Annotated in this window: 17 protein-coding genes; 8 read left to right on the top strand and 9 right to left on the bottom strand. The window is 64.5% G+C overall.

The genetic code is table 11. From position 1 onward, the window contains the following. Positions 1-165: 165 nt before the first annotated feature. The 3 genes from ACQE2J_RS02360 to ACQE2J_RS02350 all read left to right on the top strand — a co-directional run bounded on the left by ACQE2J_RS02360 (position 166) and on the right by ACQE2J_RS02350 (position 4,180). Positions 166-1,065 (top strand): hypothetical protein, encoded by a 900-nt coding sequence (locus tag ACQE2J_RS02360; RefSeq protein ID WP_426936985.1) that lies wholly within the window; start codon positions 166-168, stop codon positions 1,063-1,065. Beyond that, positions 1,062-3,107, top strand: a complete 2,046-nt coding sequence (locus tag ACQE2J_RS02355) for a sensor histidine kinase (protein WP_426936984.1) — start codon at positions 1,062-1,064, stop codon at positions 3,105-3,107. The genes ACQE2J_RS02360 and ACQE2J_RS02355 overlap by 4 nt, the downstream gene beginning before the upstream one ends. 131 nt (positions 3,108-3,238) lie before the next feature. Continuing rightward, positions 3,239-4,180 carry a hypothetical protein gene (locus tag ACQE2J_RS02350; RefSeq protein ID WP_157929980.1) on the top strand — a complete coding sequence of 314 codons (942 nt, stop codon included), beginning with the start codon at positions 3,239-3,241 and terminating at the stop codon, positions 4,178-4,180. Here ACQE2J_RS02350 and ACQE2J_RS02345 read toward each other — a convergent pair. Further along, positions 4,089-5,123, bottom strand: coding sequence for a CPBP family intramembrane glutamic endopeptidase (locus ACQE2J_RS02345; protein ID WP_426936983.1), 1,035 nt, complete (start codon positions 5,121-5,123; stop codon positions 4,089-4,091). The two genes, ACQE2J_RS02350 and ACQE2J_RS02345, sit on opposite strands and share 92 nt — an antisense overlap. Positions 5,124-5,304: 181 nt before the next feature. On the opposite strand from ACQE2J_RS02345, the gene ACQE2J_RS02340 reads away from it, so the two are divergent. After that, complete coding sequence (locus tag ACQE2J_RS02340) at positions 5,305-6,711, top strand: histidine kinase (RefSeq protein WP_426936982.1); 1,407 nt, start codon at positions 5,305-5,307, stop codon at positions 6,709-6,711. Next, positions 6,708-7,340: a response regulator gene (locus ACQE2J_RS02335; protein WP_039212105.1), complete on the top strand. Its 633-nt coding sequence runs from the start codon at positions 6,708-6,710 to the stop codon at positions 7,338-7,340. Before ACQE2J_RS02340 ends, ACQE2J_RS02335 begins: the two co-directional genes overlap by 4 nt. A gap of 118 nt (positions 7,341-7,458) precedes the next feature. Here the strand turns inward: ACQE2J_RS02335 and ACQE2J_RS02330 are convergent, their stop codons facing one another. Beyond that, positions 7,459-8,220: an SDR family NAD(P)-dependent oxidoreductase gene (locus tag ACQE2J_RS02330; protein WP_098730677.1), complete on the bottom strand. Its 762-nt coding sequence runs from the start codon at positions 8,218-8,220 to the stop codon at positions 7,459-7,461. A 123-nt stretch (positions 8,221-8,343) separates the two neighbouring features. After that, on the bottom strand, positions 8,344-8,922 hold the full coding sequence (locus tag ACQE2J_RS02325; RefSeq protein WP_039212101.1) for an NADPH-dependent FMN reductase: 579 nt from the start codon (positions 8,920-8,922) through the stop codon (positions 8,344-8,346). 314 nt (positions 8,923-9,236) lie between these two features. Here ACQE2J_RS02325 and ACQE2J_RS02320 point away from each other — a divergent pair, with 314 nt between their 5' ends. Continuing rightward, entirely contained in the window at positions 9,237-9,899 is a 663-nt protein-coding gene (locus tag ACQE2J_RS02320; protein ID WP_426937538.1) for a TetR/AcrR family transcriptional regulator, read from the top strand. 67 nt (positions 9,900-9,966) lie between these two features. Here the strand turns inward: ACQE2J_RS02320 and ACQE2J_RS02315 are convergent, their stop codons facing one another. From ACQE2J_RS02315 to ACQE2J_RS02300, 4 genes are all read right to left on the bottom strand, one after another. Further along, entirely contained in the window at positions 9,967-11,742 is a 1,776-nt protein-coding gene (locus ACQE2J_RS02315) for a dipeptide ABC transporter ATP-binding protein (protein ID WP_426936981.1), read from the bottom strand. After that, on the bottom strand, positions 11,739-12,800 hold the full coding sequence (locus ACQE2J_RS02310; RefSeq protein WP_236853216.1) for an ABC transporter permease: 1,062 nt from the start codon (positions 12,798-12,800) through the stop codon (positions 11,739-11,741). Before ACQE2J_RS02310 ends, ACQE2J_RS02315 begins: the two co-directional genes overlap by 4 nt. Beyond that, positions 12,800-13,891, bottom strand: coding sequence for an ABC transporter permease (locus ACQE2J_RS02305; RefSeq protein ID WP_426936980.1), 1,092 nt, complete (start codon positions 13,889-13,891; stop codon positions 12,800-12,802). The genes ACQE2J_RS02310 and ACQE2J_RS02305 overlap by 1 nt, the downstream gene beginning before the upstream one ends. Before the next feature lie 159 nt (positions 13,892-14,050). Then, positions 14,051-15,685, bottom strand: coding sequence for an ABC transporter substrate-binding protein (locus tag ACQE2J_RS02300; RefSeq protein ID WP_426936979.1), 1,635 nt, complete (start codon positions 15,683-15,685; stop codon positions 14,051-14,053). Positions 15,686-16,146: 461 nt separating this feature from the next. Here ACQE2J_RS02300 and ACQE2J_RS02295 point away from each other — a divergent pair, with 461 nt between their 5' ends. After that, positions 16,147-17,685 (top strand): alanine/glycine:cation symporter family protein, encoded by a 1,539-nt coding sequence (locus tag ACQE2J_RS02295; protein ID WP_426936978.1) that lies wholly within the window; start codon positions 16,147-16,149, stop codon positions 17,683-17,685. A gap of 351 nt (positions 17,686-18,036) precedes the next feature. On the opposite strand, the gene fbaA is transcribed toward ACQE2J_RS02295, so the two are convergent. Both fbaA and ACQE2J_RS02285 read right to left on the bottom strand, forming a co-directional pair. Then, positions 18,037-19,062, bottom strand: a complete 1,026-nt coding sequence (gene fbaA / locus ACQE2J_RS02290) for a class II fructose-bisphosphate aldolase (RefSeq protein WP_426936977.1) — start codon at positions 19,060-19,062, stop codon at positions 18,037-18,039. Positions 19,063-19,302: 240 nt separating this feature from the next. Beyond that, positions 19,303-21,183 (bottom strand): BCCT family transporter, encoded by a 1,881-nt coding sequence (locus tag ACQE2J_RS02285; protein WP_413463554.1) that lies wholly within the window; start codon positions 21,181-21,183, stop codon positions 19,303-19,305. 234 nt (positions 21,184-21,417) lie between these two features. Here ACQE2J_RS02285 and ACQE2J_RS02280 point away from each other — a divergent pair, with 234 nt between their 5' ends. Next, on the top strand, positions 21,418-22,737 hold the full coding sequence (locus tag ACQE2J_RS02280; protein WP_135541821.1) for an MFS transporter: 1,320 nt from the start codon (positions 21,418-21,420) through the stop codon (positions 22,735-22,737). Positions 22,738-23,207 lie beyond the last annotated feature (470 nt).

Below are 23,207 nucleotides of genomic sequence, written 5' to 3'. Positions count from 1 at the left end.
TCCAACCTACCGGACAGTGTGGTCACGGAACCCGCGCAATCCCCGAGAATCCGCCGACCGTGCCCGGTTTCGACCGAATTTCATCCTCATGGGTGATACGTGCGGCACCCATTTCACTCCTGCGTATGATGTGCCGGCGCATACCGCCTCCCTAATGTTCGAGTCATGATCATCACCGCCGTCATCCTCGCCACCGCCGCGGCGTTCTGCCTGGCCTTGGGAACCCACTTCCAGCAGCATGCCGTGGCCACCATGGCCCCCGGCCTGCGCCGTCGCGCCACCTGGGTCACCGGGCTCGGCCTCATGGGGCTGGTCACGGTGTTCAACGTCATCGCACTCGGACTCGGTCCGGTCTCCATCGTCCAACCCATCGGCGCGGTCTCGCTCGTCTTCGCCGTCCTCATCGGCCGGCGGTACTTCGGTCTCCGCCTCGGTGCTCCGCTGCTCATCAGCATCGCGGTCACGCTCTTCGGGATCTTCTCCTTCGTGGCCACCTCGGCGAGGTTCGCCCACGATATCTCCGTGAACGCACAGTCGGTGACCTGGCTGCTCGCCGTGCTCGCAGCCCTCACCCTCTTCGCCGGACTGTTCTCGTTCAGCTCCGCCGGCCACATCCCTAGGGTCGTCATGACCGGGATCGTCTTCGGCACGGTCGCTGCGGCCACGCACGTCCTGGCTCGGTCGGTCGTCATGTCGGGTCTGCCCGGACTCGACACATTCGGTCTGCGCTGGTGGGCGCTGCTGGCCGCGGTCGGGCTGGCCTCGGCAGCGGGATTCTGGCTCGTCCAGACCGCGTATGCCTGCGGCCCCGCCGAGACGGTGCTGGCCGGTCTCACGGTCATCGACCCGATCGTCGCCGTCATCATCGGTGCCGCGTTCTTCGGCGAATACACGGGACTGACGCCGCCGGCTGTCATCGGTCTGCTCGTCTCCGCGGCCGTCGGCATCGGCGGGGTGTGGATGCTCTCGCGCTTCCACCCGAAAGTCCTCGAATCTCGCGGCACTGCCCCCGCCGCCCCTGCGCCGGCCGCCTCGCAGACAGCTCAGGAAGGAATCACGCTGTGAACCACTCCCCCGATCTCACCTCCCCCGCCCCCGCCGACACGTACGCTGGAGACGTGCCCCGCCCAGCAGAGCCTCCGCAGATCGGCCCGAACGCAACGTCGGCCGCCGACTCTCCGGCCCCTCGCGAACCGCGTTCGCGGTGGGCCAGGCTGTGGCGCAATCTCGGCCGCGATTCCGTTCTCGTCGCCCCGAGCCTGCTCATCTCGCTCATCGCGTTCCCGGTGGTCATCACCCTGTTCTCCATCTCGATCGCCACGGTCATCGTCTGGGTCGGGGTGCTCCTCCTGCCGCTGACGCTCACCGTCGCCCGCGCGTTCGGCAACCTCTCCCGGGGCCGTGCCCGCGCCTGGGGCGCGCCCATCACCGAGGCGGCTCCCCGTCCCCGTGGACGCGGACTCCGCTGGTGGTTGGCTCCGCTGTCCGATGCCCGCGCGTGGTTGGACCTGCTCTTCGAAACCGTGTTCGCCCTGCCGATCCGGCTCTTCACATTCACAGTCTCATTCGCCTGGTTCGCAAGCGGTCTGGGCGGGGTCACGCACTTCTTCTGGGGCGCGTTCGTCCCCGACGGAGGTGGAAACACCGTTGACTGGGTCGTCGCCTGGGTGACGAACTCCCCGGTCACCGACCTCGGGTTCACCACCGAGGCGACCTTCCAGTTCATCGTCGGGATCATCCTGCTGCTGACGTTCCCCTTCGTCCTCCACGCCATGGCGCTGCTCGAGATCGTCGCGATCCGCGCCGCCCTGTCCCACGATGTCGAAGGTTCTGGCGCTGCGCAGAATCCGGGCGGGCCTCGGACCACTGCAGTCGCTGCGAGTCCAGCAGCGGGGTCGCAGGCGGCTCCCGAAGCCTCACCGAAGCCGTCGAGATTCCAGATGATCACCGGCGGTGAGGGGTGGTTCTGGCTGATCTCCGTGTTCGTCGGAGTCGTACTCGTGGCGATCTCGTGGCCGGTGACGACGGTTCTCTACGACGTTGCGACTGTCTTCGCCATGCTCATTGCGCTGGCCCAGAGCGTCGCCCTCGTCCTTGCTGTGCGCTGGCCGATCCCGGCGATCGGTCTCGGACTCTTAGCCCAGATCGTGAGCATCCTGCTCACTTCGGACATTTCCGGGGCCGTGCAGCCATTCACGGTCACCTCGCTGTTGGCGTTGGTGTTCCTCCACCTCATCATCGGTCTGCGTCACCGGTGGTTCCACCTCGTGGCGCTGTGGTCGGCAAGTGCGGTCATCGGGGTGCTGACGCTTCTCCTGCCGTATGCCGACGGACTCGTCGGAGCTTTCGCCAACGTCATCACAACCTTGTCGATCTCCGCCGGCGCCGGGATCATCGGCGTCATCGGCAACTTCCTCATCCAAGGTCGCCGGCAATTGGAGACCGAACGTGAGCTCAGCGCCGCTGAGCTGGCAAAGCGGCAGGAGCTCGAAGAGCGCAACCGCATCGCCCAGGAACTCCATGATGTCGTCGCCCACAGCATGTCGGTCATCAGCGTGCAGGCGACGACGGCGAAGTACCGGCTGCCCGGACTCGATGAGCGCAGCCTCGGCGAATTCGATTCGATGGCCTCGTCGGCCAGGCAGGCGCTGACCGAGATGCGTGGACTGCTCGCAATCCTCCGCGGCGGACGGGACGCCGATCTGGCTCCGCAGCCGACCGTCGACGACATTCCCGCTCTTGTCGATGTCACACGTGGTTCTGGTGCAGTCGTCGATCTCGACTTTCCCGCTGAGTCTCTGTCGCTGCCGCCGACGACGAGCCTCACGGCGTTCCGCGTCGTGCAGGAGAGTCTGTCGAATGCGCTGCGGCATGCCGCCGGTGCCCCGGTGGCGGTCACCGTCATGGTCATCGGGTCCCGGCTCGAGATCTCCGTTCTCAACGGGGAACCCGACGAAGGGTCGGATGCGGGTGGGCACAGCCACCTCGGCGGAGGTTTCGGCATCAGAGGGATGCGCGAACGTGTCGAGGCCTTGGGCGGGAGCCTGCAGGTGGGGCCGACGGATACAGGCGGGTTCGCTGTGAGGGCGTCGCTGCCGGTCGGGTGAGTGCGAACGGATTGATGGCATAATCGATCAAGGATCCCTGCTGTCTGAAATCCGCTCCGAAAGGTGCATGAACAGTGCCTCACTCATCGTCATCGACACGTTCCGGCCTGACGACGCCCGCGACCGAGTCTGTGCCACGGAAGCAGTCCCAGTTTGTCCGGGATCTCCGGCGCACGATTGCCATCATCATCGTCGTGGCGTTCGGTCTGGCTGCAGCCGGCGGGATCATCGTCCTCCTCGGCGACATCGAGTCCGAAGCGACGTTCCAGGTCATCGGGACGACGGCAGTGACCGGCATCTGCAGTGTCGCCGCCTTCTGTGGGGCGACGCTCATCGGTCGACGAGTTCAATGGTTCGGCAGCGTCACAATTCTGCTGGCCTTCGTCACTCTGCTGTTGAGCGTTGTGTTGCTGTGGGGCGATCCGTTTTCGTGGGGTGACCATGCCCCCGGCTCGACCGGCATGACCCTTGGCGACATCTTCTACCAGGTGCTGTCCTCATTCGCCCTTGTCACCGCTGTCGCCTCGATTTCCTCGCTCATTCTGCTCCTGACGTCCCGGACCTGGCTGGTGCGGATCGGATTGCCGATCACGCTCGGCCTGCTTGCCCTCGGCACATGCCTGGTGCTCGTGACGATCTGGGTCGAATCGGCGTGGGGACTCGAGTGGCTCACCCGCATCAACGGGATCGTGTGGATTCTCGCTGCGTTGGGAGTCGTCATCGTGCCGCTGACGTCGCTGCTGCTCAGGGCCGGGACGAAGCCCACCGGCGCCGTCGAGACCGTCGAGACGCCGGAGAAACAGACTCGGCCGTCGAATTCCCATCCTCTTTCGGCATCAGCTCAGTCGTCGTCGGCCCAGCCACGCTCGGCGCAGTCGTCGACCCAGTCTCCTTCGACTCACCCTTCGCCGGCTTTGTCCCCGTCGACGCTCGATCGCATCGACGCCGCCGCCCGGGCCGAGGGCATCACTGCCGACGAGCTCATCGATCGGCTGCTGACAGCGGAGCCTCGAAACCCTTCGGCAGACGAGGGGTCGTTCCGCCTCGGCGACGCTCATCGAAGACGACGATGACGGCGAAGACGATCGGGGCGACAATCGACATGACGACCTCGATCGTCGGGGCGCTCGTCGCGTTGAGGTCGGCTCCGGCAAGCACGCCCAGACCGAACGCGAAGACGTTGTTGACGATGTGGAAGGCGATTCCGGCTTCGAGTCCGCCGGTGATGATGGTCAGGACGCCGACGATGACGGCGAAGATGCCGACGTCGATGAGTCCCGGCAGGTCGTAGACGTGGCCCACGACGAAGATCGGCACGGGGATGAGCACGGCCCATGCGGGGTGGCGCAGCCATGAGCCGATGATGTTCATGGCCAGTCCGCGGAAGACGATCTCTTCGGCCGTTGCCTGGAAGGGCACGAGCAGGACGATTGCGATGAGCATGGTGAGCACGTGCTGATCCCACTTGATTCCCGAGGTCAGGCTGCCAATCGCACCATCGGAGAAGAGCACCATGACCAACGCGCAGACCACCCACACGGCCGTGCCGGCCAGTAGATACCGGCCGAGTCGACGCAGGCGCATTCCTCCACGCAGCGAGATCATCGAGGAGAACCAGCGCCGATAGATGCACAAGGTCGCGAGCTCCGCCGCCGGCCACATGACGATGACGTTGATGAGTCCGAAGAGCACGCCCGTGGTGGTGTTCATGTCGATGAGACGGTCCGACCAGGCGTTGAAGTCGCCGTCGGCGCCGAAGGCCAACAGCGCCCAGACGAAGAAGCCGACGAACAGGACGAGGACCGCGATCAGGTAGAACGCCAGGGTCAGAAGGGCCACGAGGATCGGATTGAACCACCGATTGTTCGGCAGCTCGGCGAACTGCCGATGATAGCGCCGAGGCGGCTCGACGGAACCGTGGATGTGGGGGTTAGGGTCCGGCTGGGTTGTTATGAGCGCAGCCGACTGGGTTGCAGTGGGCGTGGGTGACAATGTGCGGCGGGGTGGGTTTCTCATGCCTCCACCCTTTCGAAACCGACGGCCGCCCACCATCGGCCAAGGGCATGATTCGTGTCATCCGTTCGGGTGATTGCGCACGTCAGAATGCCTACATCCGGGTTCCTGCGGCCACAGCGTCCGGCAGAACTCATCCTTTCGGACGACAGTCTCGCAGCCGTCTCCCCGGTAGGCTCGAAGGGTGACTCCTCGCCCCGCCCGCCGCCCGCTTGCGCATGCCTTCCTCTGGACAGGCATCTCCGCGGTCGTCGGCGTGCTCCTGCTCTTCATCGTGATCGGCAAACAATGGCCGGACCCGAATTCCACCGGTGCCGAGACGGACGCTCTCAGTGCCGAGATCTTCGTACACATCATCTTCGGGCTCGTTTCCTTCGTCTGTCTGCCCATCGTCCTCGTCTTCGACGGAAGACGGGTTCCGCGCAAACAGCTGCGCCCGAAGGTCCTGGCCGCAGAGAAGCTGCGCGAGTTCCTCACCGTCACCGGCCATGGCGGTGAGGAGTTCCTCGCTGTCGACGGGTCCGTCGAATCACTCCAACGCCGGCCAGGCGGCTGGATTCCCGTCACCATCGGGTTCATCGGGATCCTCCTCGGCACGGTCAGCATCCTCGGCGCGTTCGCCGCCGCGGTTATGCTCATCTCTCTGTCGGCCCGGCGCAGTTGGGCCCTCGACTTCGTCGCACTCGCCGCCACACTCGCAGCCTTCTCAGCAACCTACGTGCTCACCCCGCGGGCGGCGGGAGCCTTCGAACTTCCCGTGTTCGTCGTCGGCGGCACGCTGTACGCCGTCATCGTCATCATCGGCGTCATCCGCGGCGCCCGCGAGCAGGGGTTCATCGACTCCGCTGCGCAGACCCTGCTGCGCGAACGCTCACGGCAGGACCGCGCCATCGCCGAGGTGCGCCGCGGCATCGCCCGCGACATGCACGATTCTCTGTCCCATCACCTGTCCGTCATCGCCATGTACTCCGGTGCCCTGTCAGTGCGGCAGGACCTCGACCCCGACGAGGTCCGCGAAAGTGCCCGCCTCATCGCTGATGCAGCCCGGCGTTCCGGTGTCGAACTCCGTGAGGTTCTGACGATGCTGCGCAGCGACGACCAGGGCACGGTCATCGACCCCGACATCGACCGCCTCGTCGCGGCCAGGGGCGACACTGCCGAGCTGCGCTACCTCGAACCGGTGACCGCCGAGGCGCTCCACCGATGCGGGGCACTCGAGCAAACGACGATCTATCGGTTCGTCCAGGAGGCGATCACGAACGCGGTCAAGCATGCCCCGGGCCAAAAAGTGACGATCAAGGTCGGCTTCGATGAGGCTGACGGGCACCTCGAACTCACCGCGAGCAATCCGCACACGGGACTGGCCCCGGCCTTCCGCGCCGGAGCGCAGCAGCTCGTCACCGGATCGGGGTTGGGGCTGCTCGGACTGCGCGAGAGAATGGAGGCCATGGGCGGTGATCTCACGGTGACGACGACCCCGGAGTTCACCCTCCGCGCCCGCATCCCCATCGAAGCAGACGTCCTCACAGACGACGACTCAGCGGGCACTGCCGACACGACCGGCGCCCCCGACGAACAGGAGAAAGCATGACGATCCGCGTCATCATCGCCGACGACGAATCGCTCATGCGCTCGGGCCTCAAGCTCCTCCTCGGTGCGGCGACCGATATCGAGGTCATCGCCGAGGCGGCCGACGGTGTCGAGGCCATCGACCTCGCCCGCCGGCTGAGTCCCGACCTCGTGCTCATGGACATCCGGATGCCCCGACTCGACGGGCTCGAGGCGGCACAGACGTTGCTGAGCGATCCCGAACACCCGCAGGTGCTCATGCTCACGGCTTTCGGCACCGACGATTTCATCCACCGCGCTCTGCAGTCCGGGGCTGCCGGCTACATCCTCAAGGACACCCCGCCGGAAGAGCTCATCAATGCCGTCCGGGCGGCTGCCGATGGCACCCGGACTCTGTCGGCGACCGCCTTGGCCACGTTGATGTCGTCTCGTCCGCCCGCCTCGGCGCCGGGTCAGGATCCGCTCGCGTCGCTGTCGACACGGGAGCGGGAGATCGCCGAGGCGGTCGCGCAGGGAATGACGAACGCGCAGGTGGCGCGGTCGCTGTTCGTCTCGACGGCGACGGTGAAGACCCACTTGGCCCGCATCTTCGACAAGCTCGAGGTGACCTCGCGGGTGCAGCTGGCACTGCTCGTCAACTCGCACCGCTGAGCGTCCCACCAAGCGACAGAGCCGCCCGTCCGCAATTGCGGACGGGCGGCTCTGTCGGTCAGGCGATCCTCGACGGGGAAGTCCTCGGGGAGGGCATCCTCGGTGAGGGGTCAGTCGATCATTTCGGGGCCATGCGGATGGCGCCGTCGAGGCGGATCGTCTCGCCGTTGATCATCGGATTGGCAACGATCGATTCGACGAGCTGCGCGTATTCGGCAGGCTTGCCCAGTCGGGCCGGATGCGGGACGGACTTTCCGAGGGATTCCTGCGCCTCGGCGGGCAGACCGGCCATCATCGGGGTCTCGAAGATGCCGGGTGCGATGGTGACGACGCGGATGAGGGAGGCGGCGAGCTCGCGTGCCATCGGGAGGGTCACCGCGGCCACGGCACCCTTGGACGCGGAGTAGGCGATCTGGCCGATCTGTCCGTCGAAGGCCGCGACGGAGGCGGTGTTGATGATGACTCCGCGCTCTTCGCCGTCGGCTTCCTGTTCCTGCATCGCGGCGGCGGCGAGGCGGCAGACGTTGACGGTGCCGACGATGTTGATGTTGAGCACCTTCTGGAACGCCTCGAGCGGCAGCGGTCCCTTGCGGGAGACGAGCTTTCCGGGGGTCGCGACGCCCGCGCAGTTGACGACGACGCGCAGGGCGCCGAGCCCGGTGGCGGTGTCGACGGCGGCCTGAACCTGCTCTTCGTTCGTAACGTCGGCGGTGACGAAGTGAGCGGCATCGCCGAGCTCGGCGGCGGCTTGCTCACCGACTTCGGCGTTGAGGTCGACCATGACGACCTGGGCTCCGGCGGCCAGGAGGCGTTCGGTGGTGGCGCGGCCGAGGCCGGAGGCTCCGCCGGTGACGAGGGCGACGGTGTTCGTAAGATCCATGGGTGTCCTTTGCATCGCTGAGCGAACAGTTGATCACTGCGACTCTAACGCAGATGTGGGGACGACGAAGCCCGCCGGTCGGGTGACCGGCGGGCTTGTCTCAGTTCAGCGATGCGGGCAGACTCAGGCGGCCTGCTCCTCGGCGCCGGCTTCGCGCACGGACTTCAGCGCCTCGCCCCAGGCGACGATGTCGTCGACCATGGATGCGAACGGGGCGGTCGAGACCTCGGTCGGGGCGAAGGTGCCGTCGGCAACGTCGGTGAAGATCGAGAACGATGCTTGGTCGCGGACGACGGCCAGTTTGTAGTTCGCGAGGATGTGGCGCAGGTGCTCAGCCGCGCGCACTCCCTTGTCGGCGCCATAGTTCACGATGCCGGCAACCTTGTGGTTGAACTCGGTGGCGACGAAGTCGAGGGCGTTCTTCAGCGAGCCGGAGATCGAGTGGTTGTACTCGGGGGTGACGAAGATGAAGGCGTCGAACTCTTCGAGCTTCGCGCCCCAGGCCTTCGTGTGGTCATTGGCGTACATCTTCGCACCGGCGGGGATGACCTCGTCGAGCAGGGGCAGGTCGAAGCTGCCGAAGTCGACGACCTCGGCGCGGACATCGCCGTTGGAAGCCAGCTGCTGCTCGACCCAGTTCACGATCTGCGGGTTGAGCGCCTGCGGGCGGGAGGTTCCGGGAATGATGGCAATGTTAAGCATATGCGTCCTCAAATCGTTGAGCGGTGTCCGCCGGCCGGGCGGCCGTGGCGGTCGAGTTCACGGGTGGAGCCAGCGACCTCGGCGCACCGGATCACTTGCAACTCCACACTGGGCAACATGGTTGAACACTCAATCATTCCCGAGGATCGAGTGACCCTCGTCACTAATTGGAGTCGGGCGCTGAACACGGTGATACCGTATTTCCGCGCGAAATCAGGCCCGCAGAGCCCGTCTGTCGTGTATGGTCGATGGGCAAGTGAAAGACTGTTCGTTAAAAGACGGCTTCGACGGAAAACTAGGCAAGGAGTCCGGTCATCGCGCGCTCAACCAACGGCCGCAACAATATCCTCCGCTCGGCCAGAGACACCTTCGCGGACAAAGGATTCGACGGTGCGTCCATCCGCGACATCGCACAGACAGCAGGCCTGAGCCTCTCTGCGCTCTACTACTACTTCCCATCCAAGCAGGAAGCACTCTACGAGCTCGTCCACACAGCGTATTCCTGGTACATCGAGCACTGCCAGGCCGTCATCGCCGACGTCGATGACGATCCCGTCGATCAGCTGACCGTAGCGGTGCGCTACCTCGCCCGCTATCGGATGGAGAACGTCTCGGTCTCCACCGTGCTGCTGCGCGACACCGAACGCCTCACCGGCGACAACGCCGTCCGCGTCAGGGATCTCCAGCGAGAGGCCCGCGAGATCATGGGCGATATCGTCCAGACCGGCATCGACACCGGGAAGTTCCGCGTCAACAGCGCGACTCTGGCCACTCGCGCGATCCACTCGATCTGCAACTCGCTCTCGCTGTGGTACCGACCGACGGGCGATCTGACGCCGGACATGATCGAGCGCGACTTCACTCAGTACTCGCTGCGCATCCTCGGCATCGATCCCGACGAGGCCGAGCTCGACCGCCTGCTCGGGCTGCCGGTCAATCAGGCCGGGATGCTCGACTTCATCGCCGACACCAAATAACCCCCGTACTACCTGACGGCGGCCCAGCAACCTTGCGCGAGGTTGCTGGGCCGCCGTCAGGTAGTAATTAAGGGGTAGTGCGGAAGGTTCTTGCCAGTTCGCGGCGTTCGGCCTGCTCCTTCGGGTCCGGGACCGGCAGCGAAGCGATGAGGCGCTTCGTGTAGTCCTCACGCGGTGCCCCGAGCACTTCCTCGCCCGTGCCCTCTTCGAGCAGTTCGCCGTGGAAGAGCACTCCGATGCGGTCAGAGAGCATATCGACAACGGCGAGGTCGTGGCTGATGAACAGGGCCGCGAAGTCGAAGCGGTTCTGCAGCTCGACGAAGAGCTCGAGCACCTTTGCCTGCACCGACACGTCGAGAGCCGAGGTCGGCTCATCGGCGATGAGCAGCTCCGGATCGAGCGCCAGCCCACGCGCCAACGACGCCCGCTGGCGCTGACCGCCTGAGAGCTCGTGCGGATAGCGGGCCGCATATGCCTTCGGCAGCTGCACGGAATCGAGGAGTTCGAACACTCGCTGCGACCTGTCGGACGGGCTCATCTCCCGCCGGTGGATCGCGAACGGTTCGGCGATGCACTCCCCGATCGTCAGGTGCGGATTGAACGAGGCCGCCGGGTCCTGGAACACAAACCCGATCCGTCGCCGGATCTTCGAGAACGCACGCTCCTTGAACCCGACCATCTCGTGCCCGAGCACCGCGAGGCTGCCGCCGCTGGCCCTGGTCAGGCCCGCGATCGCACGCCCGATCGTGGTCTTGCCCGACCCCGATTCGCCGACGAGTCCGTAGACCTCGCCGGCCTTGATGTCGAAGCTGACCTTCTTCACCGCGTGGAAGTCCGATTTGCCGATTCCGCCCGGATAGACGATGTCGAGATCGCGCGCGGTCACGATCGATTCGCGTGCATCTCTCTCCTTCGCCGAGGCGGTCCCGACCGAGGTCTCCCCCGCTGACGAATCCCCCGCTGAGTCGACCCGTGGTTCCGCCTCGGCGGCGGCCGCCTTACGGCTGCCGGCCACGGTCGACCCGATCCGCGGCACAGCGGCGAGGAGTTCCCGCGTGTACTGTTCCTGCGGATCGTTGAAGAGCTGCTCGACGGACGAAACCTCGACGAGGTCGCCGCGCAGCATCACGGCCACGCGATCGGCGAGGTCGGCGACGACGCCCATGTTGTGAGTGATGAGCACGATGGCCGTACCCGTCTCGTCGCGCAGTTCGCGCAGCAGGTCGAGGATCTCGGCCTGCACGGTGACGTCGAGGGCGGTGGTCGGCTCGTCGGCGACGATGAGCTTCGCTCCGAGCGCCAGGGCCATGGCGATGACGATGCGCTGCTTCTGCCCGCCCGAGAACTGGTGCGGGTAGTAGTCGAAGCGGCTTTCGGCGTCGGGGATTCCGACCTGTCGCATGGCCTTGACGACGCGCGCCTTGAGATCGGCCTTGCTGGCCTTCTTATCGTGGGCGCGCAGACCTTCGGCGATCTGCCACCCGACCGTAAAGACCGGGTTGAGTGCGGTCGACGGCTCCTGGAAGACCATCGCCACATCTCGGCCGCGCATGGCCCGCAGCTTATCGGCGGAGACGCTGAGCACGTTCTGCCCGGAGATGACGATGGCGCCGGAGCGCTGTGCCGTCTCGGGCAGCAGTCCGAGGATGGACCGGGCGGTCACGGTCTTGCCGGATCCCGACTCACCCACGATCGCCAGCACCTCACCGGGTGAGACGCTCAGCGACACGTCCTTGACGGCGTGGACGTCCCCGCCGTCGGTGGAGAAGGTGACGTCGAGGCCGTCGACGTCGAGGATGCTGCCGTTCGCCGAGGCAGTCTGCTCGTGTTTCTGCTTGCTCATGCCGAGACCTCCGCAGGCTTGGTGTTCTTGACCTTGGCTTTGCGTCGCACGCGCAGACGCGGGTCGTTGAGGTCATTCATCGACTCACCGACCAGGGTGATTCCCAGCACCGTGAGCACGATGGCCAGGCCCGGGAACACCGCCGTCCACCACACGCCGGACGTGACGTCCGGCAGTGCCTTGTTGAGGTCGTATCCCCATTCCGACGCCGAGGTGGGTTCGATGCCGAAGCCCAGGAACCCGAGTCCGGCCAGGGTCAGGATCGCCTCGGAGGAGTTGAGTGTGAAGATCAGCGGCAGGGTCCGTGTGGCATTGCGGAAGATGTGCTTGGAAATGATCCGTGTCTTCGAAGCACCGAGGACGATCGCCGATTCGACGAACGGTTCGGCTTTCAGACGCAAGGTCTCGGCACGGACGACGCGGAAGTACTGCGGAATGAAGACGACCGTGATCGAGAACGCGGCTGCGGCGATGCCGCCCCACGCGCTCGACTGTCCGCCGGAGATCGCGATCGACATGACCAGCGCCAGCAGCAGGGTCGGGAAGGCGTAGACGGCATCGGCGATGACGACGAGGATGCGGTCGAGCCAGCCGCCGATGTAGCCGGAGATGAGTCCGAGGATGACACCGGCGAAGATCGACATAATCACGGCCACGACAATGACGGCTACAGCGGTCTGGGCGCCCCAGACGACGCGGGAGAAGACGTCGTAGCCGCCGACGGTCGTGCCCCAGATGTGAGTGCCGCCGGGTGGCAGTTTCGAGCCGAAGTTGCCCTCGGAGGTGCCCAGCTGGTTGAAGCCGTAGGGGGCGATGAGCGGTGCGAAAATCGCGCAGATGAGCACGATTCCGCACAGCACCAGTCCGGTGATGAGCATTCCGCGCTGCAGGCCGACCGACTGGCGCAGGTGGGAGATGATCGGCAGGCGGGAGAACCAGGATTTTTTGGCCCGGTCATCGAACGCCAGTGCAGGGACACCCGAGCCGGGCGCCTCCTCGGCGAAGGTCTGGGGTGTCTCGTCCGGGACTTGGTTCTGCGGGTTGTCTGGAGTGGTCATCAGTACCTCACTCTCGGGTCGATGAACGCGGCGATGACGTCGACGAGGAAGTTCGTGAACGCGACGATGACGGCGAGGAACACGACGATTCCCTGCACAGCCACGAAGTCGCGGGCGGTCAGATACTCGGCGAGTTTGAACCCGAGTCCCTTCCATTCGAACGTCGTCTCCGTGAGCACGGCGCCGGCGAGCATGAGTGCGATCTGCATACCCATGACGGTGATGATCGGGATCAGCGCCGGACGGTATGCATGCTTGGTGACCAGGCGGTATTCGGAGATTCCGCGGGATCGGCCGGAGTCGATGTACTGCTGTTCGAGCGTGCCGATGAGGTTCGTGCGCACGAGCCGGAGGAACACTCCGGCGGTGAGCACGCCGAGCGCGATGGCCGGCAGCACTGCGTGGGCGAGCACGTCGCCGAGGACGGAGAAGTTGCCGATGCGCAGGGCGTCGATGAGGTAGAACCTCGTCGGCCCGACGACACCGGACATGATGTATTCGGTCTCCGTAGTGCCGCGGCCGGCGACGGGCAGGATCGGCAGGAAGACGCCGAAGATCAGCTTGAGGATCATGCCGGCGAAGAACACCGGGGTCGCATAGCCGAGGATCGCGAGCACACGCAGTGCCGCATCCGGGGCCTTGTCACGGTGGTAGGCGGCGAGCATGCCCAGCGGGATGCCGAGGATGAACGCGACGATGAGCGCGTAGAAGACGAGTTCGACGGTCGCTGCCCCGTAGTTGAGGAGGATTGCCGAGACCGGCTGGCCGTCGGAGACCGCGGTGCCGAAGTCGCCCTTGAGCAAGTTGCCCATGTACTCGAAGTATTGGACGAGGAGGGGCCGGTCGTAGCCGGCGGCCTGGACGCGCTCGGCCAGTTGGGCCTTCGTCAGGCGTCCGCCCAGCGCCGCGGTGATCGGGTCACCGGTGATGCGCATGAGGAAGAACACCAGAGTGGTGAGAATGAAGATGGTGGGAATGATGAGGAGGAAGCGGATGAGGACGTAACGTCCCAGACCGCCTCCCGAGGGCTTCTTGACCGCGACCGAAGTCTCGGCGGCCTCCGCCCCTGGTTCGCTGATGGCAGCAGACATGTGTTCCTTTGGGATGTGTTTCGAGGTGTCCGCGGCCGGGCTCGCGGATGGGCGTGCCCGGCGATGGGCGGCAGCTCACGCGGATCGGCGTGAGTGCGCCGCGAACGCGCCACGAGGTGCAGGCGGCCTGACCGGCTCACCTGCACCTCGTGGGGGTGATCACTTGCTCAGCAGCGCCAGCCGGAACTGGAACGCGGGATCGAGGGTGTCGTCGACGCCTTTGATGTCCTTGCCGGACACCGCGATCTGGTTGCCCTGGAGCAGCGGCAGGGTCGGCAGCTCGTCGGCCAGCTGACCCTGGATTTTCTTCAGAGCTTCCTCGCGCTTGCCCTCATCGGCGATGGAGGACTGCGCATTGAGCTCCTTGTTCATCGTCTTATCCCGGTAGTGGTTGCCGAGGAACGACGGGGTGTCGTCCGTGTCGTAGAAGAACGGCACGAGGTAGTTGTCAGCATCCGAGTAGTCAGGGAACCAACCCAGCTGGTACATCGGGTACACGTCATCGGTGCGGTCCTTGTTGTACTGCACCCATTCGGTCGACTGGAGGTCGACCTTGAACAGACCGGTCTTGTCCAACTGATCCTTCACCAAGGCGTACTCGTCGCCCGAGGACGGACCGTAGTGGTCCGGGTTGTACTGCAGCTTGAGCTCGACCGGTGTCTCGACACCGGCGTCCTTGAGCGCCTTCTTCGCCTTCTCGACATCGGCCCCGCCGTTGCCGTCGCCGTACTCGGCCTTCAGCGGCTCGTCTGCACCGGGCAGGCCTACGGGCACGTGCGAGAACAGTGGGGTGAAGGTGTCCTTGTAGACCTGGCTGGCGATGGCCTGACGGTCGACGGAGTCAGCCATGGCTTGACGGACCGCGAGCGACTTCTTCTCATCGGCCTCATCGGTCTTCGCACCGAAGGGCATCGTGTCCATGTTGAACACGATGTAGCGGATCTCTCCGCCGGGGCCCTTGTGGACCTTGAGGTCCTCGTTCTTGCCGAGGTCGTCGATGTCGGTGGCCGAGAGCGAACGCCAGGCGACGTCGATGGTGCCCTCTTGGACGTCGAGCTTCATGTTGTTCGCGTCCGAGTAGTACTTCATCTGCACGGTCTCGGTCTTCGCCGGCTCGATAAAGCCCTGATAGTCCTCGTTCGCCTTGTAGGTGAGCAGCTCATTGAACTTGAAGCCGTCGATCGTGTACGGACCGGCGAAGGCCTTGCCGTCGACGATGTCCTGGTCCTCGGTGACCTTGTCCGCCGAGAACACGTCCTCGTCGACGATCGGACCGGCCGCGCTGGCGAGCACTCCCGGCCAGGTCTGGTCGTTCTTGCGTTTGAGGTTGAAGATCACGGTCTTCTCATCCGGGGTCTCCACGGACTTCAGCCCGCCGAGCAGCGAGGACGGTCCGTTGGGATCCTGGATCTTCAGCTGCCGCTCGAAGGAGAACTTCACATCCGAGGAGGTCAGTTCATTGCCGTTGGCGTACTTGAGCCCGTCCTTGAGCTTGACCTCGTACTTCGTGGGTTCGGTGAAGTCCGCGGATTCGGCGATCGAGGGGTTGAGTTCGGCCGTGCCGGGCTTGTACGCGAGGATGAATGGGTAGACCTGCTGCTCGACGAGTGAGCTTCCGTTGTCGTACGAGGCGGCCGGGTCCAGCGCCACAACCTTGTCCGTGGTTCCGACCGTGAGCATGCCGCCCTTGTCGTCCCCGTCGCCGCCTCCCGTCGTCGAGGTGGAGCAGGCGGAGAGGAGCAGAGCCCCCGCCGCGGCGATGGCCACGGCCTTCGCACCAGTGCGTCGTTTCATGGTGTTCCTGTCATTCCAAATGTGCTCTTCGTGTCGTCTTTGCTCGAAGAGATCCGCACCACATCATACGGTTCCCGTCCCAAATAGTGAACTGGCTCATAGCCGGTGAGCCACATCGCAATGACTTCGCAATGATTCGCCGCCGATCCGAATCGGGCCGAACCGACCCCCATCGCCGAGGCGGCCCCACCGACACAGCGAAACCCTCCTTGTCATAGCCTCCGCCGATGCGGACGAGGCGGTCGCGGCGAGGTCGAGCCGCCTCGGCGACGTCGATTTGCGCGACAGATCACAATCGGTTTCACTTATGAGGTGCATCACAGAGAACTGCCGAGAAACTCTCGTGGAGTTGATTGCTCGCTCGGTGGTGATTGCTCACACGGCGGTCAGCGCTCTGGCACAGACATCCCCTCAGCAATGCCGAACCGGTGATCCCGGCTCGGAGAAACGAATGGAGAAGCGTGTCCGCTTTCATCGAATGGCTCAATGACGTGGTGTGGTCGTCCGCCCTCGTCTACCTGTGCCTCGGCGCCGGTGTCTATTTCACGATCCGCTCACGGGCGGTGCAGATCCGTCAGATTCCTGCCATCTTCAAGCAGATGTTCAGGGGCAAGAGCTCCAATGAGGGAGTCTCGTCCTTCCAGGCCCTCGCGATCTCCCTGGCCGGTCGCGTCGGCGTCGGCAACATCGCCGGTGTCGCCACCGCCATCGGCTTCGGCGGGCCCGGTGCCGTCGTGTGGATGTGGATCTCCGCTCTGCTGGGCGCCTCGACGTCCTATGTCGAATCGACGCTGGGGCAGGTCTTCAAGGAACAGGACCCCCGCACCGGCGAATACCGCGGCGGTCCTGCCTTCTACATCGAGAAGGCCTACCGTCACACCAAGGCCCGTGGCCTGTTCAAGGTCTACGGCATGGTCTTTGCGGCCGTCACGGTCATCGCCATGAGCTTCATGCTGCCGGGCATCCAGGCCAATGCGATCTCGGGAGCCGTGGAGAACGCGTGGAGCCTGCCCACCTGGGTGACAGCGATCGCACTGGTCATCATCATGGGCTTCATCGTCATCGGCGGCATCAAGCGCATCGCGCACTTCGCTTCGCTGGCGGTGCCCTTCATGGCCGTCATCTACATCATCGCCGCCATTGCGGTGACCCTGGTCAACGCCGATCAGATCATCCCGGTGTTCGAACTCGTCTTCAAGTCCGCCTTCGGCATCGACGCCGGACAGGAAGCGGCGTTCGGCGGCATCATCGGCATGGCCGTGCAGTGGGGTGTCCAGCGCGGCATCTACTCGAACGAGGCCGGTCAGGGAACCGGACCGCACGCGGCGTCGGCCGCCGAGGTCTCCCACCCGAGCAAGCAGGGGCTCGTCCAGGCCGGCTCCGTCTACATCGACACGCTCTTCGTGTGTTCGGCCACCGCGTTCATGATCCTCTCCACGGGCATGTACAAGGTCTTCGACGCCGACGGAGAGACGATCATCGGCACCGGGCGCGGCCAGATGGCCGAGGCCATCGCCGCCACACCGGGCGAGAAATGGCCGCAGGCCGGTCTCGACTCGATGCTCTCCGGCTTCGGCGGATCCTTCATCGCGATCTCGATCTTCCTCTTCGCCCTGACGACCATGGTCGCCTACTACTACATGGCCGAGACGAACCTCGTGTACCTGCTGGGCAAGATCAGGAACACCAGGGTCCTGGCCGTGGCCAAGCGGCTCCTGCAGCTGGTCATCGTCATCGCCGTGGCCGTCGGCGCGATGTCGGCTTCGGGCAGTGCCTGGGCGCTCGGTGACATCGGCGTGGGACTCATGGCCTGGCTGAACATCATTGCGATCCTCATCCTGCAGCAGCCGGCGTTCAAGCTCCTGCGCGACTTCGAACGCCAGACCAAGCACGGACTGGACCCGGTGTTCGAGCCCGAGAAGCTCGGTGTGCGCAACGCCGACTTCTGGGACCAGCGGGTGGCGCGACTCAAGGCCGGCGACGCCGTGCCGCAAGGCTGAGCGACGGCCGCCCGCCGTCGTGGCCCGGCGGCAGGTGCCCGGCCCGAGGGCTGACGGTCAGCCGCCTTCGCGGAGCGGGACGAGGTACGAGTGAATAGCGAGGTCCGGGACAATGGCGTCCCGGACCTCGTGTCATTCACAGCGGCGCCCCGGCCGAAACTTAGGTCACTACCGGATAGTTTCCGACGCTGAAAGTATCCGATTGCGACCACTGTTTGCCACAAAGTATCCGAAAGCGACCACTCTCTGCCCGTTCACGCCTGCAGACAGAGAGAAGCGGCCGCCGCCCGATTCCGGACGACGGCCGCTGCTGCGAATGCTCGGACTCAGACCACAGTCTGCGTGCCGGGCTCAGTTCTTCAGGCTGGTGCCCGCCGAGCCGAGGTTCTCGCAGGCCTCGACGATGCGCGCGGCCATGTTCGCCTCCGCCGCTTTGCCGTAGGAGCGCGGGTCGTAGAGTTTCTTGTCGCCGACTTCGCCGTCGATCTTGAGCACGCCGTCGTAGTTGCGCAGCATGTGCTCGACGACCGGGCGTGTGAAGGCGTACTGGGTGTCGGTGTCGATGTTCATCTTCACGACTCCGTGGCGGACCGCCTCGGCGATCTCCTCTTCACTCGATCCCGAGCCGCCGTGGAAGACGAGGTCGAACGGGGACTTCTTGCCGACTTCTGCCCCAACCTTCTCCTGGATCTCACCGAGCAGCTCGGGACGCAGCTTCACATTGCCCGGCTTGTAGACGCCGTGGACGTTTCCGAAGGTCAGAGCCGTGAGGTAGCGGCCCTTCTCGCCGGAGCCCAGAGCCTTGACGGTGGCCAGGCCGTCGGCAACCGTGGTGTAGAGCTTGTCGTTGATCTCGTTCTCAACGCCATCCTCTTCGCCGCCGACGACGCCGACCTCGATCTCGAGGATCGAGTGGGCGGCCGCCGAGAGCTCGAGCAGCTCCTCGGCGAGGACGAGGTTCTCAGCGAGGGGAACAGCCGAACCGTCCCACATGTGCGACTGGAAGTAGGGTTCGCCGCCGTTCTTCACACGTTCGGTCGACAGAGCCAGCAGCGGCTTGACCCACTCTTCGACCTCCTTCTTCGGGGCATGGTCGGTGTGCAGGGCGATGTTGACGTCGTAGCTCTTGGCCACCTCGGCGGCGAAGACGGAGAACGCGATGGCTCCGCGCACTCGGTCCTTGATCGTCGGGCCGGAGATGTACTCGGCGCCACCGGTCGAGATCTGGACGATGCCGTCGGATCCGGCCTCTGCGAAGCCGCGGATGGCGGCGTTGATCGTCTGCGAAGAGGTGCAGTTGATCGCGGGGTAGGCGAAGCCCTCAGACTTCGCCCGGTTGATCATCTCGGAATACACTTCGGGGCTTGCAATGGGCATATGGGCTCCTTGGTCGGTGGATTCGGTGCGCTTTCGGTTGCTCCCAGACTACTCGGTCTCCGGCAGGCGACAGAAGCGGTCCCCGCCGTGTACAGGGAATTCTCGCTTCTCCGCGAACATGCGGCCTGCACGAGCACAGACAGCAGAGGCGACCAGGATCAATCACCTGGTCGCCTCTGCTGCTTCGACGGGTCCTTCCGCAGACAGATGCCTACGGAAGGCTGGCTCCTACCGCGAGCCCTATCGGGAGCCCTTGGGCTTCCTCTCCTCCTTGGGTGCCCTATTCAGCACACCCTTGGTCCGTGACAGCCGATAGTCGATGCGTGCATCGACCTTGTCGCCGAGGTATTCGTCGAAGTCATCGGCAATGTGTTCACCGACCTCGTGGAAACGCTGACCGGTCTCGATCTCCCGAGCCCTGGTTGCCTCGATCTGGAACGCTCGCACCATCGAGATCGCTATGAAAATCAGGATGATGCTGAACGGCAGCGCCGTCGCCAGAGAGGCGGCCTGCAGAGCACCGAGACCGCCTGCCAGGAGCAGTCCGATCGCCAGAGCTCCCTCGAGCGCCGCCCACAGAACACGCGACCACACCGGAGGATTCGGATGTCCGCCCGACGCCAGCATGTCGACGACCAGCGAGCCGGAGTCCGAGGAGGTGATGAAGAAGATCGCCACGAGGATGATGGCAATCACAGAGAGAATGCTGCCCATCGGCAGGGAGCCGAGCACGTCGAAGAGCACCTTCTCCGCCACGACTCCGTCTTCCGGATCAACCAGTCCGCCCTCACCGAAGAGCTGTCGGTAGATTCCCGTGCCGCCGAGTGCGGCGAACCAGATGAATCCGACCACTGTCGGCACCAAGAGGACGCCGGCGATGAACTCCCGGACCGTGCGACCCCGCGAGATGCGGGCGATGAACACTCCGACGAACGGGGCCCAGGAGATCCACCAGCCCCAGTAGAAGATTGTCCAGCTTGATGCCCATGTTGCGCCCTCTTCGCCGGTGTAGGCACCAACGTCGAAGGTCATGTTGAAGAAGTTCGCGAGGTAGACGCCAAGTGACTCGACGAGGTTCTGGAACAGGAACAGGGTGGGGCCGAGCAGCAGCACGGCGATGAGCAGAAGGCCCGCCATCGACAGGTTGATGTTCGACAGCCATTTGATTCCTGCACCCACGCCCGAGATCACGGACAGGGTGGCCAGGAATGTGATGACGACGATGAGGATGACGAGGAACATATTGTCGACCTTGTCGACCAGCCCGATCGCTTGGAGCCCGGACGAGATCTGCTGCACGCCGAGCCCCAGGGAGGTTGCAATGCCGAAGACAGTGCCGAAGATGGCGAGGATGTCGACGACATCGCCCATCCATCCCTTGACGCGGTGACCGAGCAGCGGTTCCAGCGCCCAGCGGATCGAAACAGGACGTCCACGGCGGTGGATCGCGTAGGCCAGCGCCAAGCCGATCACGGCGTAGATTGCCCAGGGATGCAGTCCCCAGTGCATGAAGGTCTGCGCCATACCCAGTTTGGAGATGTCTGCTTCGCTGCCGTCCCAGCCAGGCTTGGGGCCGGAGGTGGCATAAGTCAGTGGTTCACCCACACCGTAGAAGACCAGGCCGATGCCCATACCAGCGGCGAAGAGCATGGCGAACCAGGAGAAGACTCCGAATTCGGGCTTCTCCCCGTCACGGCCGAGCGTGATCTTCCCGAACTTCGAGAATCCGATCACGATGGAGAAGATGACGAATCCACCGACGACGAGCATGTAGTACCAACCGAGGTCGGCCACGATCCAATCGTTGATGCCTGTCAGGACCTTGCTGGTGCCATCGGGCAGAAAGATCGCGAGCAGCGCCACACCCAGAATGGCGATCAGGGAAGGCCAGAAGACGGCCGGAGCCACCATCCCTTTGCCGATGCGCACACCTTGAGCACGCAGTTTGGCGGTGATCTCTGCGTCGCTGTCGTCATCGGTGATTGAAACATCGCGCGGCAGATGCAGCCTGATCGGTTCGGGGTCTTCGATGAGCATATGTGGGCGGCGGGCATCATCTACCGGCGCCGAGGCGGTCGTTTCCTCCGCCCTGCCGTTCCCGTTCTCGTCGGAGGTAGTCATAGGGCCTTTCGATTCAAGTGGACGTACAAGTGGACATAATCGTCTACCCACTCTGCCGCACCACATCGGCACTATCAAGTAATTCGCTGAGAACTTATCGGAGAACTCACTGCATAGGCAATCGAGGAGCCCACGTAGTCGTGCGCGGCTGACCCGTTCAGCGTCGGCTGGCGCGGCTGGCGCAGGCGAAGTCAGCTGCGGGGGGCACCGACGATAATTCAGTACAGTGGCGTCATGGAGACGAATCCGAGGCCGGCTGCTGGGTCACGTTCGAAAATACTCGGCTGGGCCCTCTGGGATTGGGGCTCGGCGTCCTTCAATGCCGTCATCATCACCTTCGTCTTCGCCCCCTATCTGACGAAGAGCGTGGCGGCCACCGAGGAGGCGGGCTCGTCGGCACTCGGCTGGTCGACAGCCGCAGCCGGGCTCATCATCGCTCTCGTGGCACCGGCCGTGGGCACCAGGGCCGACGCCGGGGGACGGCACAAGCTATGGCTGGGCGTCCACACCGGGATCGTCATCCTCACGATGTTCGGCCTCTTCTTCGTCCGCGACTCCCCCGAGTATCTGTGGCTGGGTCTGCTCCTCATCGCCATGGGCAGTGTGTTCTTCGAGTTCGCCGAGGTGTCCTACAACGGCATCATGGTCCGCATCACCCAACCTGACAACGTCGGGAAGGTCTCCGGTTTCGGCTGGGGCATGGGCTACGCCGGCGGCCTCGTCCTCCTCGTCATCCTCCTCGTACTCGTCATCCAGCCCGAGGTCGGGCTCTTCGGTGCTGGTGATGAGGGCGGAATGAGATTCCGCGTCGTCGCCGCCCTCTCCGCGGTCTGGTTCGCGATCTTCGCTCTGCCGGTGCTGCTCACCGCGCCGAGTGCCAAGGCCTCCAGCCCCGCACAGGGGCATCCGGTCAAGGCGTTCATCGCCGACTATGCCGCGCTCGTCCGCCGCCTCGTGCGGATGTGGAAGGAGGAGCACCAGACGCTGCGCTTCTTCATCGCCTCGGCAGTGTTCCGTGATGGTCTGGCCGCGATCTTCGCCTTCGCAGGAGTCCTCGCGGCAGGCAGCTACGGCTTCTCCGCCTCGGAGATCATCATCTTGGGTGTAGCCGCCAATGTCGCCGCCGGCGCAGGAGCGATGATCGCCGGAGTCTTCGATGACAAGCTCGGACCCAAGCCCGTCATCATCGCCGGGCTCATCATCATCCTCATCGGCGGACTGCCGATCCTCTTCAGCGATACCGCAGCCGTGTTCTGGGTCTGTGCTCTCGTGCTCAGCTTCTGCGTCGGCCCGGTGCAAGCCTCGAGCCGATCATTCCTGGCCAGGATCACTCCGCCCGAACGAGCCGGAGAGAACTTCGGCCTCTACGCCACGACTGGTCGGGCCGTGAGCTTCCTGGGCCCGGCCATGTTCGCGGTCTCGATCTCGATCTTCGGCTTCCAGCGGGCCGGAACCCTGGGCATTCTCATCGTGCTGTTCATCGGCCTGCTCCTCATCATCCCAGTAAGGCCCGATGCCCCACGGAAGGCGATGCAAGCGCAGGCCGAGAGCTGAGGCGACGAGGAGCTGAGGTACGGGACTCCCCCTCCCAAAAGGGGCCAACGGTTGGTAAGTTCTCCTCGATCCAAGAACGAACTTCGATGAGAACTTACCAACCGTTGACGCATCGAGTGCGGTGCCAGCCGCGGCCAATGGGTTTGGCGTCAGGCGCGGGCCAGCAGCTCGTCGATCTGGTTGATCGCGCCGGTCCTTCCGATACTAGAACTGCTTCATTACTGGTCCTAGATCCAGCACATTACTGTTAAGAAAACGTAACATTCGCAGTGACCGAATATCACGAAATGGTAATACTTCAGACATATTGCGCCTTAACAGTGCAGATACCAGGCAAAACGCACCACCGGGAGGGCCTTTGTCAGGCTGCCGAGCGCCTTCTGGTCAGCATCGCGGCATCGCAGGCTCCGATTCCGCAGATCCTCGGCGACTGGAGCCTTCACCCACTTGTGAGCCTGAACACCGAAACG

This window comes from Brevibacterium sp. LE-L (assembly GCF_050214925.1).
In the GTDB taxonomy this organism is placed as follows: Bacteria; Actinomycetota; Actinomycetes; order Actinomycetales; family Brevibacteriaceae; genus Brevibacterium.
This window is presented reverse-complemented; position numbering and strand designations above follow the sequence as displayed.

Coding starts and splice junctions, on each gene's coding strand:
- ACQE2J_RS02360 (WP_426936985.1), top strand. CDS start 166: ATGATCATCACCGCCGTCATCCTCGCCACCGCCGCGGCGTTCTGCCTG.
- ACQE2J_RS02345 (WP_426936983.1), bottom strand. CDS start 5,123: ATGAGAAACCCACCCCGCCGCACATTGTCACCCACGCCCACTGCAACC.
- ACQE2J_RS02335 (WP_039212105.1), top strand. CDS start 6,708: ATGACGATCCGCGTCATCATCGCCGACGACGAATCGCTCATGCGCTCG.
- ACQE2J_RS02330 (WP_098730677.1), bottom strand. CDS start 8,220: ATGGATCTTACGAACACCGTCGCCCTCGTCACCGGCGGAGCCTCCGGC.
- ACQE2J_RS02325 (WP_039212101.1), bottom strand. CDS start 8,922: ATGCTTAACATTGCCATCATTCCCGGAACCTCCCGCCCGCAGGCGCTC.
- ACQE2J_RS02315 (WP_426936981.1), bottom strand. CDS start 11,742: ATGAGCAAGCAGAAACACGAGCAGACTGCCTCGGCGAACGGCAGCATC.
- ACQE2J_RS02310 (WP_236853216.1), bottom strand. CDS start 12,800: ATGACCACTCCAGACAACCCGCAGAACCAAGTCCCGGACGAGACACCC.
- ACQE2J_RS02305 (WP_426936980.1), bottom strand. CDS start 13,891: ATGTCTGCTGCCATCAGCGAACCAGGGGCGGAGGCCGCCGAGACTTCG.
- ACQE2J_RS02300 (WP_426936979.1), bottom strand. CDS start 15,685: ATGAAACGACGCACTGGTGCGAAGGCCGTGGCCATCGCCGCGGCGGGG.
- fbaA (WP_426936977.1), bottom strand. CDS start 19,062: ATGCCCATTGCAAGCCCCGAAGTGTATTCCGAGATGATCAACCGGGCG.
- ACQE2J_RS02285 (WP_413463554.1), bottom strand. CDS start 21,183: ATGACTACCTCCGACGAGAACGGGAACGGCAGGGCGGAGGAAACGACC.
- ACQE2J_RS02280 (WP_135541821.1), top strand. CDS start 21,418: ATGGAGACGAATCCGAGGCCGGCTGCTGGGTCACGTTCGAAAATACTC.